Raw genomic sequence first — 280 nt, 5'->3', positions numbered from 1 at the left:
GGACTAGAGAACACGTGTCAACTAATCCCCTATGACTTGTGCGGTCTTTAGACGGCGGCGCGCTGGAACATACCGGCCAGCAGGCGCGACGGCTGACGCTGAGCGCGGGCACGTGCTCGGGCCAGTGCACGCACTTGAGCGCGGGGCGTGTGTTTCAGGCTCGGGGCCGGTTCCTCGGCCTTTTCCGATTCTTGCGGGGCCGCGTCCTGATGCGAGCCTTCCGCGCTCACGTCGGATTCCTGCGTCGCGATCGGTTCGGCGTTATCACGGTATGCGCGGA

General features: G+C 65.0%; 1 protein-coding gene. It reads right to left on the bottom strand.

Annotated elements, in window-relative coordinates:
• Positions 1 to 47: 47 nt before the first annotated feature.
• Positions 48 to 280 (bottom strand): hypothetical protein (locus AC1RPG_RS08725; protein ID WP_481762592.1); only part of this gene is annotated, 233 nt, incomplete at its 5' end.

Source organism: Dellaglioa sp. CoH-57-MRSF-18 (assembly GCF_056781995.1).
Note: the sequence above shows the minus strand (reverse complement) of the source record. Positions and strands in the feature narration are given on the sequence as shown.